The 12132-nt window shown below is 34.8% G+C and carries 12 protein-coding genes; 6 read left to right on the plus strand and 6 right to left on the minus strand.

The window, feature by feature from the left end:
• Nucleotides 1-56 precede the first annotated feature (56 nt).
• Both WH267_RS14305 and WH267_RS14310 read right to left on the minus strand, forming a co-directional pair.
• Nucleotides 57-1112: a fatty acid desaturase gene (locus WH267_RS14305; protein WP_340009151.1), complete on the minus strand. Its 1056-nt coding sequence runs from the start codon at nt 1110-1112 to the stop codon at nt 57-59.
• A gap of 180 nt (nt 1113-1292) precedes the next feature.
• Nucleotides 1293-1715 (minus strand): hypothetical protein, encoded by a 423-nt coding sequence (locus WH267_RS14310; RefSeq protein ID WP_340009153.1) that lies wholly within the window; start codon nt 1713-1715, stop codon nt 1293-1295.
• A gap of 140 nt (nt 1716-1855) precedes the next feature.
• Between WH267_RS14310 and WH267_RS14315 the strand changes: the two genes are divergently transcribed.
• On the plus strand, nt 1856-3892 hold the full coding sequence (locus tag WH267_RS14315) for a tetratricopeptide repeat-containing sensor histidine kinase (RefSeq protein ID WP_340009155.1): 2037 nt from the start codon (nt 1856-1858) through the stop codon (nt 3890-3892).
• Entirely contained in the window at nt 3882-4520 is a 639-nt protein-coding gene (locus tag WH267_RS14320) for a response regulator (protein WP_115971803.1), read from the plus strand. The genes WH267_RS14315 and WH267_RS14320 overlap by 11 nt, the downstream gene beginning before the upstream one ends.
• 45 nt (nt 4521-4565) lie before the next feature.
• Here the strand turns inward: WH267_RS14320 and WH267_RS14325 are convergent, their stop codons facing one another.
• The gene (locus tag WH267_RS14325; RefSeq protein ID WP_115971804.1) at nt 4566-5000 is read right to left on the minus strand and encodes a hypothetical protein; all 435 of its coding nucleotides are present in this window, start codon (nt 4998-5000) and stop codon (nt 4566-4568) included.
• Between the two features lie 349 nt (nt 5001-5349).
• On the opposite strand from WH267_RS14325, the gene WH267_RS14330 reads away from it, so the two are divergent.
• The 3 genes from WH267_RS14330 (at nt 5350) to WH267_RS14340 (ending at nt 7979) form a co-directional block, all read left to right on the plus strand.
• A complete protein-coding gene (locus WH267_RS14330) occupies nt 5350-5988 on the plus strand; it encodes an alpha/beta hydrolase (RefSeq protein WP_340009158.1) in 639 nt (212 codons plus the stop codon).
• Between the two features lie 123 nt (nt 5989-6111).
• Complete coding sequence (locus WH267_RS14335; protein WP_340009160.1) at nt 6112-7446, plus strand: PDZ domain-containing protein; 1335 nt, start codon at nt 6112-6114, stop codon at nt 7444-7446.
• 5 nt (nt 7447-7451) lie between these two features.
• A complete protein-coding gene (locus WH267_RS14340) occupies nt 7452-7979 on the plus strand; it encodes a hypothetical protein (protein WP_340009162.1) in 528 nt (175 codons plus the stop codon).
• Here WH267_RS14340 and WH267_RS14345 read toward each other — a convergent pair.
• The 3 genes from WH267_RS14345 to WH267_RS14355 form a co-directional block, all read right to left on the minus strand.
• Entirely contained in the window at nt 7972-9015 is a 1044-nt protein-coding gene (locus WH267_RS14345) for a L,D-transpeptidase (protein WP_340009164.1), read from the minus strand. The two genes, WH267_RS14340 and WH267_RS14345, sit on opposite strands and share 8 nt — an antisense overlap.
• A gap of 113 nt (nt 9016-9128) precedes the next feature.
• A complete protein-coding gene (locus tag WH267_RS14350; protein WP_115971809.1) occupies nt 9129-9887 on the minus strand; it encodes a response regulator transcription factor in 759 nt (252 codons plus the stop codon).
• Nucleotides 9888-10396: 509 nt separating this feature from the next.
• Entirely contained in the window at nt 10397-10831 is a 435-nt protein-coding gene (locus WH267_RS14355; RefSeq protein ID WP_340009167.1) for a hypothetical protein, read from the minus strand.
• 141 nt (nt 10832-10972) lie between these two features.
• Between WH267_RS14355 and WH267_RS14360 the strand changes: the two genes are divergently transcribed.
• The gene (locus WH267_RS14360) at nt 10973-12022 is read left to right on the plus strand and encodes a helix-turn-helix transcriptional regulator (protein WP_340009169.1); all 1050 of its coding nucleotides are present in this window, start codon (nt 10973-10975) and stop codon (nt 12020-12022) included.
• Nucleotides 12023-12132: the final 110 nt, after the last annotated feature.

The following is a 12132-nucleotide window of genomic DNA, read 5'->3' on the forward strand; positions in this document are numbered from 1 at the left end:
AGATAAATCTCGGCGGCCGTTTTATTTTAAGTCAAACAATATTTTTTCTAAAAAAATTAATTGACCTTATTGGAGAATTCCCGAAAGCGGTTGGCTCTTCTGAAAGTCCCCAGATCATTAAACCGGACCCCATATTTCCTCAATATTTCCTGGGCCTGTTTTCTTCCTATATGACGTACATAAAATGTCTCGTTAACCACAAAATGATGAATGCTGTGGGTCCAGCCAAAAAAGAAACAGAACACCTGCATAGGGAAAGTCCACCATACATTCAGGACCTGTGTCTGTTCAATCACATTTCCTTCCTCTATATCACCGAAATAATGCATATTGGAGGTGATAAAATGTAAACAGAACTGTCGTAATAAATTGGGAAGAAAAATCGTATAAATAATCACATGTAAGCTGCTTAATATGTTTTCAATATAAGAAGGAAAACCGAAGTCTGTCATCATCCTTGCATTGATCCAGTGCAATAGCAAATCTGCAAAAAAGAGATACAATATCACATGAGCCAAAATGGTCACGGGGATTAAACTCAAAAATGTAATTCGTTTTAAGGTTAAAGAAGTTTCTTTCTTAAGGTTTCCGTTCTCCACTTCCCTGTCCATATCCTTAAACATTTGCTGGAGACGCAGAAGGCCACCTAAAACAATATCAGCCGTGGTCAATAAACGTTTGATGGACCAGCGTTCACCATTCGTTACCCCACGTTCCTCCACATCATGTAAGGTCCCTGAAAATTTATGATGATGATAATGCAATGTACGTCTGATCCAAGGATTAATCGTTAATGGACGTAAAATCCAGACACTTAAAAGCATAAAATGATGTATTGGTTTTTGCTTCTTAAAATAGAGCCAATGAATAAGGTCATGCTCGATCTCGTGAAGAACTCCCATAAAAAAGGCATTCATAATAATCATCAGCCAGGTTGGAATAATTGCTTCATACCAGCCAACAGATGTAGCAATAATCGCAATAATTGAAAGTAAAAATATAGAAAACCCAATGCTGTCCTGCCTCTTCAATAGAGGATATTGTTCCTTAAGCTCCTGATAGGATTGATTAATTTCTTTCCTTATGTATCTCGATTTCTCCTGATGTTTCACTATTTGGTGATTTTGTAATCAAAAATAATAAATTATACAATCACTCAACACATAAATAATTATTATTAATACAAATACATTAAAAAATAATATAAATAGCATTATATCTAACTAAAACAAAACCAGCGTTAAGATGAATCTCAACGCCGGTTTCTTTATTTTGAAAGTATTAGTTTTTTTTTAAAATACATAACTGGCAGAAGCAGAAAGGTACTGACCGCTGGAAGTTCCTTCTTTTTTCAGTTCACCGTCTACCCAAATCTGAACTTTTAAAGTAGAAGATGCGTTTGCACCTACAGCATTTACCGCTACATTTGCATTATAAGCTCCTTTTTCTGCAGTCACTTCAGGGCTAGACCACGTTGTTCCGCTAAGGCTGGAAGCTGTAGTTGGGTTACCATCAATTCCATACACTGCTACACCTATATCACTTCCTGCAGAAGCTATTGCCTTGAAAACCACTTTATGACTTTTATTTGCTCCATTCACATTGTTATCATCATCGTCATCTTTACTGCAAGAAGTTACAAACCCCAATAACATAGTTGCAAGAAGTACTACAAATGTACCTTTCAACAGCTGACTCATTCCTGGTTTTTTCATAATTTTTTTGTTTAAATTTTAGTTACTTTATTTGATATTCTATGATTAGTGATTCTGTATGTGCAAAGCTATTAGAGTCATCAAACATTATCAATCCTGAAAAATGTGTAATTTTTTCTACCTAAATTCAGGTATTTTTTATGCTGAAATTTTTAATTAAATTCAGCGTTTATAAAAAAGATATTCTACAGAACCGATACCCGATGAAGAGATTACTGATCCTGTTAAGTCTATTGCTGTCTTTTGGTGTACAGTCACAGCAACTGATTCCCCTTAATGAGAAACCTTATTTAGACAGCTTACAAAGCGTAATAAAGAGTAACGGAGCAAACACGGCAAAGGCAAATGCTTCTTTTCTGCTGTCCAATTATTACAGAAATATAGATTCTCTTTTAAGTAAAAAATATCTGGAAAACGGTAAAACATTCATTAAAGGCGATGACTTTCTATCTGCAAAGTATAATTTCTATGAGGCTCAGTATAACCTTGACCGAAATAAAGGGAAAGCAGCTATTTCTTATCAAAAGGCTATTAAACAATTCTCAAAATTCAAAAATGAAGAATCCGATCTCTTTCAGGCTGCAGCCTGGTACAGCTATGGAGTAACACAGAAGGACAAGGAAGGATATCCTTTTTTGGTAAAGACAATCCTTGAAAAGAGTATTCCACTGGCAAAAAAATATGAGAACAGCAGAAACCTGGGATTTTTATATACTCAACTTGCCGTGATCCTTACCTATAATGCAGAATTTAAAAAGTCTGAAGATTATAATACTAAAGCTTTACAGATTCTTGAAAAACACGATCCCAATTCTCCGGAATTATTTTTCACTTACTTAAATTTAGCCAACAATTTCTGCTATCAGGCCAAGGGAGATGAAGCTAAAAAGTTTTTGGATAAAGCCGAAACTCTTATTGAGCCTCATCCGGATTCCTCCGTTAATGCTTTTTATTATTATGGTAAAACGCTTTATTATATTACCAGACAAAAGAACCCGGAAGCCTTACCCGTTATTGAAAAAGGGATTTATTATGCTAAAAAGTTTAATCAGAATCTATTGGCACAGATGTTCTATTTCAATAAATATGACATTTTAAGAAAGTTAAAAAGATACAATGACGCAAAAAATGTTCTTGAAGATGTTTTAACAGAAAAATCCCTTGCGCTTGATCTTAACAACCGAAAAACCATTTATAAGCAGCTCTCTTCTTTACATGAGGAAATGGGCAATACTAAACAGGCTTTGATATGGGAACAGAAATATTCCAAGCTTAATGACAGTCTGAATACAGAAAATGTAAAACTGGAAATCAATAAAATTGAATCCAAGTTTAATGCTGCAGAAAAAGAGAGAAAAATAGCTACGTTAAATTCCGAAAAAAAGCAAAAAGAGCTGGAAGTTAATAAGAAAAATTCCTATTTATGGGGACTAAGCCTTTTTTTATTACTAGTCCTAAGCCTCCTGATTTTTCTTTATATCATCTTCAGAAAAAACAAAAAAATCTCTGAGCAGAAGATCAATGATATAAAACAGAAAGAAGAACTTTCCTTAACCAAAGCCATTCTGGACGGAGAAGAAAGGGAAAGAGAACGTATCGCAAGAGATCTTCACGATGGTTTGGGAGGAATGCTTGCCGGAGTAAAGATCAATTTTTCTACGTGGTCAGCCAGTCACTTAGACCCTGAAAAAGATGCAGAGTTTTACAGGATTCTTGGGCAACTGGATAACTCTGTCAGTGAATTACGACATGTTGCCAGAAACCTAATGCCTGAATCATTGCTTAATTTCGGTTTGGAAACAGCCCTGAATGATCTGTGTGAATTTTACAGCAGAAAAGATATGGACATTGATTTCCAGGCGATCAGCATTGAGAAAAATCTGCCAATCAATATTCAGCTCAATATCTACAGGATTGTACAGGAATTATTGGCTAATGCCATTAAACATGCTAAAGCCAGCAGTATTCTATTACAGTGTTCGCAGTCTGAAAAAGACTTCTTCATTACTATTGAAGACAACGGAAAAGGGTTTGAAAGCAACAGGGAACAGAAAACCAAAAGTATGGGACTCCATAACTTAAAAAACAGAGTAGATTATCTGAAAGGAAATATGGAAATCAGTTCCGACAGTCAGGGCACAACGATTAATATAGAACTCAATATAGATGGGGACTGAAAAAATAAATATTGTCATCGTAGACGATCATCCTATCGTCATCGAAGGACTGAAAATGATGCTGAGCAGCCAGCCATTCTTTAATATTCCGGAAACTTTTACTTCCGGTTCTGAAATTATCAGCTTTATTGGATCCAATAAAGTGGACATTATCCTTTTGGATATTACACTTCCGGACGCCAATGGTACAGAGCTTTGCCGGGAGATTAAAAAAATATCTCCCGATACTTCTGTCATTATGTTCAGTAACCGTTCAGAAAGAAGTATCATCATGCAGTCTATCCAAAACGGAGCGAGTGGCTATCTTCTTAAGAATACCTCTATTGAAGAATTAGTGATCTGCATTAAAGGGGCGTTATCCGGAGACATTGTTTTTTGTAATGAAACCAAACAGATCATCAGTAAACCTTCTCAAAATGAACTACCAATTCCAAGACTTACCAAAAGGGAGAAACAGATCCTACAGCTGGTAGCACAAGGGAAAACAAGCAACCGGATTGCGGAAGAGCTGTTTCTAAGTCCGCTTACGGTAGATACTCATCGTAAAAACCTTCTCCAAAAATTTCAGGCTAAAAACTCTACAGAACTCGTTAACCAGGCTATAGAGTATCATCTGATTGAAAAATAAAAAAACCGCTCCAGGAGCGGTTTTTATTTTATATAATAGTTTTATTTACGGTTCTAGGAAACTGAAAGCAACTTTGGCAACTTTGTTATCACCTTGTCCTGTAACTTTAGCAGTTCTGGCAATTTCTCCATCTATATAAAGAGTAATTGTCATTTCCGAGTTCGCCTGTGGCAACATAGCATTAGCTGCAAAATTAATCTGTGCCTGGCTTGAATTTACCCATACTTCTCCACTTGACCAGCTTTCTTTTAAAGGCTTAAGATCAGTACTGTAGGTAGTATTCTGAGCAGTTCCTATCTGAGTTACTGTAGAGATAAGTTCTCCACCTGTACTGGTTTTAGCTACAAATTGAACCACGTGATCCTTAAATTCTTCATCTTCATCTTTTTTACACGAATTTACAACAGTAATCACTGAAAATAACAAAACGAATAAAGAAGAAAGTCTAAGTAAACTTTTTAAATTGTAAAATTGCTTCATTTCTCCAAATAGATTTTTTAATGTTCCAAATATAAGTTTTTTATTAATATAAAAACATCTTTGATAAAAATTTTACAACATTTTTTTACAAAAAATATCAAATCAATAAAAAATAAAATCAAGTTAAAAAACCCAATAATACAATGTAATTCATTAATTATTAAACATAAAACATCTTTATATTTAGAATTATTTTAATACTGATAAAAACAGAATATAAATATTCATAATGATACGCTCTCAGATCAGAGATCAATCCTTGCTGTAGCCGGAAAATGATTTTCAGATTCCTCTATATGAATAATAAAAGATAGGATTTACAATGTAATTTATTAATTATATTTGCTGTATGAATTTAGATTACTTAGTAAGAGAGCCGGAAAATATTACATCTTCGACCCCTATACTTTTTATGCTTCATGGCTACGGCAGCAATGAGCAGGACCTTTTCAGCTTCAGAGAAACCCTTCCTAAAGATTGGATCATCATTAGTTTCAGAGCTCCCAGAGATACTCAGTTTGAAGGGTATTCATGGTTTGATATCAACTTCAATGATCCTGAAAACTATATTGATGTTCCTCAGGCTAAAGAATCTTTAAATTCTGCATTGGAAAGCATATTAAAAGTAATCAATCATTATGGTCTTACAGAGAGTAAAGTCCATTTGTGCGGATTCAGCCAGGGAGGGATATTATGCTATGCCCTGGCCTTAAAACACCCTGAGTTATTTACAAATGTTGCCTGTCTGAGTGCTTATGCGGAAGAAAAGATTCTGGACGGAATTGTAAAGGACAAAAAGAAACTGGAAAAACTGAGATTTTTTGTATCCCATGGTACGGATGATGCTGTAATCCCTCTGGAATGGGGAAGAAAATCGGCTGAGTTACTTTATGATCTTAACTGCTACTTTACATTCAGAGAGTATATGAGTGGGCATGGTGTGAATCAGAAAAATTATATGGATCTAATGGATTTTTTCTCTAAATAAGCAGAATTCATTTTTTTAGATAAATTCAACACAAAACAACAATTCATTGTAGTTTATATAAACATTCCTGTATTTGGAATGTTTTTTTTATTACAATAAAGATAAATTCAGTAAATTCAGTAAATGAAACTAAAGCTTCTTTTACTGGGTTTATTATTAGGTATTTTTATTAATGCCCAGGACACTTTCAGGCTGATCAATACCAACAAAACGGTTATTCCTTTTCAGCTTATCAATAATCTGATTTTCATTCCTGTCAATATTAATGGAGCTGACCTTACCTTTATGCTGGATACGGGAGTAGCAGAAACCATTCTGTTCAGCCTGAATAATAAAGAAATTAAACTGGAAAATGTTGAAAAAATAAAATTCTCAGGCCTTGGAGGAAGTTTAAGTATCGATGGGTTAAAGTCTGAGCGTAATCTTGCCAGAATCGGTGATCAGATCATTAATACTTCCATGTCTATTTACGTGATCCTTGATGAGGAATTCAATATTTCTTCCCATGTTGGAATCCCCGTAAACGGTGTTATCGGCTATCATTTTTTTAAGGACCATCCTATCGCCATCGATTATATTTCTAAAAAAATAACGGTCTACGAAAATATAGATTCTTTAAAAAAGAAGATCAGAAAGTTTGATGAAGTCCCGATCAGCATTGAAAAAGATAAACCTTATCTTATTGCTGATGTAGAAATGACCAATGAAAAGAAAGGCTCAAAACTGCTGATCGATCTTGGAAACAGTGATGCCATCTGGCTCTTCCCTACTCTTATCAAAGATTTTGTTTATAACAGACCTAATATTGATGATTTTCTCGGCCGTGGATTCAATGGAGATATTTATGGTAAAAGAAGCAGAATTCATAATTTTTATATCAACGATTTTAAGTTTGCCAAACCTCTTACAGCAATGCCTGATGAATTCTCCATTCAGCATGTGAAATTGGTAAAAGACCGGAAGGGTTCTGTAGGTGGCGAAATCATGAGACGGTTTTCCATCATTTTTGATTATGCTAACAATAAACTATATTTGAAGAGAAACAGAAATTTTGATGATCCTTTTCATTTTAATATGAGTGGACTGGATTTCAAACAGGATGGACTGGAATGGCAAAAGGACAGAGTTAAAATTGAAACCCAAACAATGGGTCATACAGATAATACGAGTAATGCCACCGAAGTATATAAAGACTCCTTTCAGTATAAATTCAGTCTGAAACCCATATTTTCTATTGCTGGGATCAGAAAAGATTCGCCAGCTTATGAAGCAGGGTTAAAAAAAGATGACAGGATCATCAGCATCAATGGAAATAAAACTTCAGAAATGAAACTTGAGAGCATCCTTGAGATCATGAAATCATCTGAAGGACGAACCATCACCATGATTATTCAAAGACAGGAAAAAGAAATGACTTTCCGTTTTAATTTGGAGGACCCGATTCCTTATCAAGAATAAATAGTATGACAACCGAAGAAACCACCTTAGACAGAATAAGAACCCGCCCGAGATTTAAGATGTTTACCCATCTTACCAAGGAAGAGTATGCTGATAATCTGAAAAAATATCTCGCCGAACATAAAAGTGAATTCTCCGGCAATATCAATAAGGAAGTGGCTACTATCTGGGTGGAAACGAAGTATGATAATTATTGGAAACCCCGCCTTGCCCTCCGTGTTGAAATGGAAGATGATGAAACAGTAATACGCGGAATTTTTGGCCCCAGCTCTGCAGTCTGGACATTCTTTATGTTCCTTTATTTTACCTTTTCCATTTTCTGGATGACCTTCTTTACCATGTATTACGTAGAAAAACAAATAAAAAGCGCTGAATACCCTTGGGCACTGAGCGCTTCTTTTGTCATGTTATTTTTTATTCTTCTTACTTATATTGCTGCAAGGTTCGGGCAGCATAAAGGGAAAGATGAAATGCTTAAATTAAGACAATTTGCTGAGGAATCCACTTTACAGTTTGAGAAGAAGATTATTTAGACAAAGTATCTGTAGGTCTCTCATTCTGAATTGGAGTTGCCATTGCTTTGGCCGTTTTAATAGAATCAGCTACTTTTTCTCTGTTGGCTTGTTCCTTCAGCATTTTAGGAACATCCGGTTCCAACAATTTTGTCAGCTCTTCTACAGAAATGTTATTGGCATTAGGATCATCAAGAAGTTTTTTCCATGGTCTTCTTCCGCCCCAGTTATAGTCACCAAATACCATTACTGCAGTACCTCTTGCTTTTGTAGTGGCCCCACCGGGATTCAGGATCCAGGTATCAGCATAGGAATACAGCCACTGGGCATCTTTTCTTAATAATCTTAAGCAAGAGTGTGAAGCCGGATATCCCGGAAGTGTATATTCATGCCATCCGATACCACCTATATTGTGGATATTAAAGTTATAAGGAAGTTTCCATTCACTGCTGACTGTAGAAATAGAGAGTTTCTTTTTCCAGTTGGCAAAAGTAAGACCTCTTGTGGTCTGTGCTGCTTTTTTTCCCATACTCGTTGGCCCCCATTTTACAAGACCTCCATTGGAGTACACAGCATAAGCCTGAATAGGATATGAAAAAATCACAAATTTTTTCACACCGCTTAATACATCAAGCTGCATGGGAAACGGCGAATATGCCATCAGAGTAGTATCTATTTTCGCAGGAACCACCAGCGTATCGGCATTCCATTTGCTTTTAGAATCCAGCCTGTTTAAGGCTAAAATAGCAGTACGTTCCTTCTCATTATATTTTTTACTGAATTCCGCATATACAGAATCCCTCATTTTCTTGTCTTTTGGAAGGGCAAAGGCATTATAAAAACCATTCTCCTGCATCATTGGCGGAGCTGATTCTTTTTTTACCACAGGTACTGAATCTTTTTTTATAGAGTCTTTTTCTGCTTCAGGAGTCTCAGAAGCAGAAACGGTATCTTTAAAAGTATCGCTTATCTTTTCTATTTCTTTCTTACAGGAAACAAGAAATACTGCACAGAAACAGGCGTATAGAAATGATTTTTTCACAGATATGTTCTTCATAAATAAAACAGGTCATTTAGTTTGGCTACCCAGTACAAATATCAGACCTAAAATTGAATCCTAAAAGACATTCTGAAAAATACCGTAAAAAAACGGTGTCTAATAAGTTTTATCTACAGTAATTTATTGGTTTTAGCATAAGATAATGCTTCTGCAATATTGCTTACTCCAATTTTTTCAAAAAGTTTTTTCCGATGAAATTTCACCGTATCTGCCGTAATAAAAAGCTTGTCAGCAATTTCGCTGATCGTATGACCACTGGTATGCAGGCTTAAAATCTCATATTCGCGTGAGGACAATTTTATCTTTTCACTTTTCTCCCATTTATCTGCTGTGAGATCATACTTCCAGACTTCATCGGAGCCTTCTCTGCTAAGTACTACATTCCCGGAGGAAGTATTATTAGAAAGGGAAACAGCACATAGAGCCTTCCACACCTGTCCGTCTTCAGTAAGGAACATAGGGGCAAGTTTATGATTCACCAGGATCATATTCTTTTTGCTATTGATAAGATAAAAGTCATAGGAAATGGAATACAGCTTCCTGTCCTCTATAGGAATCTTATCATAAAACTTAAATCCTGCTTCATTGATCTTAATCAGCATTTCCACATCTTCAGGTTTTACATTCTGAAAATAGAATGCATACCCCAGATTTTTTACTTCTTCTGACGTTTTCCCACATAAAAAAAGAGGATTTTCTGAGACATATTCAAACCCTTTAGTTTGATAGTTGATGACATACAAACTCTGGTATGTGGTTCTGGCAAGTGCTTTTATAGCCTCCAGATAATCACCACCCTGGCTTAAATCAATGTCAGCATCTTTACTGACCTCATTTTTTTCGTTGAAAAACCTGTTAATCTGTTCCATATTTTTTAAAAGCGTTCTTCACTACTACACTAAAGGATAGTTTTTAGCTTTCATCCCACAAATCTACACAAAAGTGTAGCGATTCTCAAAATACCGTGATATACATTTGCAAATGATTTGCATGATTGTACCTTTTTCAGAACCGCATCATCAGGATGAGTCTGAAAAACATCACATACAGCCTATCAAAAAACACCAACTTTTGTCATCAATAACCATGATATAGAAGCTGCAGAAATTCGGTCCAAACAAAGTTGATTCGTCAAGTTTTTATCGTAAAATAACTCAGACAATGACACCTAATTCAGACTAAATATTAAATAATTGACCGAATAGAAACAGCTCAAAAGATCAGCCTTTTAAACAGCATAAATCTCTGCTTTAAATTACAAACTGATCAGCACACCATATCACTGATTTTTACTATTACTGTCCTATCAGACAGTAATTTTTTTTTATATAATATTCACCTTTTCAATTCATAATCCAAGAAAGAGATCCCATTATCTCTATGACTGAATTTTATGATTGAAATAAAGAGTTCCAAATCTCCAATAATAAAAAATCCAAATTGCAAACCAGGGCAGATTCGTAATCAGAAAAAACAGAATATCCTCTCCATTGATTTTTTGTCCTTCCGTAATCATAAAGAAATAATAGATGATAAAAAGAATCGGAAGCAAAAACCAACACAGAAACGTTTTCATTTTGCTATGAAAAGATCTTAAAAGTGAAAACAGACTACTGAATGAAACAATACTTAAAAATAAAATCCAGATAATCACCAGACCATAAGCCAAACCACTCATATCACAATTTCTTGGATGTTCCCCCATCTCGGGTTTAGTAAGGTTCATAAATATAATGAGAAGAATGGTTGAAATAATGGTTGAGAAAAACCAGGTCTTCAATACTGATAATAATATGAACTTCTTTTTTGACATCAAATTCTGCTTTAAATGCTAAAGTAATTATAACTATTCAATTTTACAAAATATACCTGATTGTTTTCTGACTGATATTTAATAATTTGTTAAAGATACCATACCCATATTATCTATAATTTTGACAAAATATCAGTTATCATGTTATACATCATTATGGTAGTTGTACTACAGGCACTTATCACCCTAACCCTATTACTCTATCTCATTAAAAACAGGGAATCTGTCCTGAACATGCTGATACTGTATATCGGAGTGGTTGCATTGGATATGGGATATGAATATTTCATTATTCAGAGATTCGGCTATGAGTCTGTTCTTTATGAAATTCCTGGAAGTCTCCGGGTTTTTAAAGGGCTTATTTTTTTATATATTACTACTTATTTAATTCATGCCAAATGGAGAGACAAGCTTAAATATCTGATTGTTCCTCTTACATTAATTGTTGTTCATCATGCCATTGCCTTATCTGCAAAAATCTTTGATCTGTCCTGGGCAGATATTGCTATCAGGTCATACCAGGCTTATTTTACTTATTATAGCTATTATTGGGTAGCATGTCTTATTACCTGTATTTATTTTCTTACAAAATACCGTAAAAGCATCACTCATCCTGTGGCCAGTAATTTCCGTTATCTGGTCTGTTATGTATTAATGGGTGTACTGGTTTTCTGGACGGTTTATCAATTGGACTGGGATACACTAATCTATCAGAAGGTCTACAGTCTTCTATTTCTTTTCCAGTTTGGATGGATTTTGTACGTTTATATTTTAACGTACCAGCACAGGCTGCTGGAACAGCAAAATACATCTCCCTTTCAGATTCCCAAAGAAACCTATCAATATAAAGACCTCTCAAAAATAGATTTTGACACATTACAAAATGCTATTATCTCTTTTTATAAAGAAAGTGATATCTATCTGGATGAAGAATTTACTTTGGATCAACTTTCCAGCCATTTAAAAATAAGTAAAGCAGATCTAAGTCTTACTTTTAATAAGCACCTCAGCACCAATTTCCATGAGTACACCAACAGAAACCGGATTCAACATTTCAAACAAATCTTATCAGAGGATCCGTCTGCCAGTGTCATTGATCTTGCTTTTCAATGTGGTTTTAAATCCAAATCAACTTTTTATAAGTATTTTAAAAAGGAATTTGATTGTCTTCCTTCTCAGCTTATTCACTAATTTACAATTATTTAATATTAACAACCCATTGATTTACAATACAATTCACCTCGAACTCAGCAGAATTGGTTGTCTTAAATTTAAATGAACTAAAACTTTTTGATGAGCCG

Source organism: Chryseobacterium sp. MYb328, from assembly GCF_037572595.1.
Taxonomy (GTDB): Bacteria; Bacteroidota; Bacteroidia; order Flavobacteriales; family Weeksellaceae; genus Chryseobacterium; species Chryseobacterium pennae.

Coding starts and splice junctions, on each gene's coding strand:
- WH267_RS14310 (WP_340009153.1), bottom strand. CDS start 1,715: ATGAAAAAACCAGGAATGAGTCAGCTGTTGAAAGGTACATTTGTAGTA.
- WH267_RS14315 (WP_340009155.1), top strand. CDS start 1,856: ATGCTGAAATTTTTAATTAAATTCAGCGTTTATAAAAAAGATATTCTA.
- WH267_RS14320 (WP_115971803.1), top strand. CDS start 3,882: ATGGGGACTGAAAAAATAAATATTGTCATCGTAGACGATCATCCTATC.
- WH267_RS14325 (WP_115971804.1), bottom strand. CDS start 5,000: ATGAAGCAATTTTACAATTTAAAAAGTTTACTTAGACTTTCTTCTTTA.
- WH267_RS14330 (WP_340009158.1), top strand. CDS start 5,350: ATGAATTTAGATTACTTAGTAAGAGAGCCGGAAAATATTACATCTTCG.
- WH267_RS14335 (WP_340009160.1), top strand. CDS start 6,112: ATGAAACTAAAGCTTCTTTTACTGGGTTTATTATTAGGTATTTTTATT.
- WH267_RS14340 (WP_340009162.1), top strand. CDS start 7,452: ATGACAACCGAAGAAACCACCTTAGACAGAATAAGAACCCGCCCGAGA.
- WH267_RS14345 (WP_340009164.1), bottom strand. CDS start 9,015: ATGAAGAACATATCTGTGAAAAAATCATTTCTATACGCCTGTTTCTGT.
- WH267_RS14350 (WP_115971809.1), bottom strand. CDS start 9,887: ATGGAACAGATTAACAGGTTTTTCAACGAAAAAAATGAGGTCAGTAAA.
- WH267_RS14355 (WP_340009167.1), bottom strand. CDS start 10,831: ATGTCAAAAAAGAAGTTCATATTATTATCAGTATTGAAGACCTGGTTT.
- WH267_RS14360 (WP_340009169.1), top strand. CDS start 10,973: ATGTTATACATCATTATGGTAGTTGTACTACAGGCACTTATCACCCTA.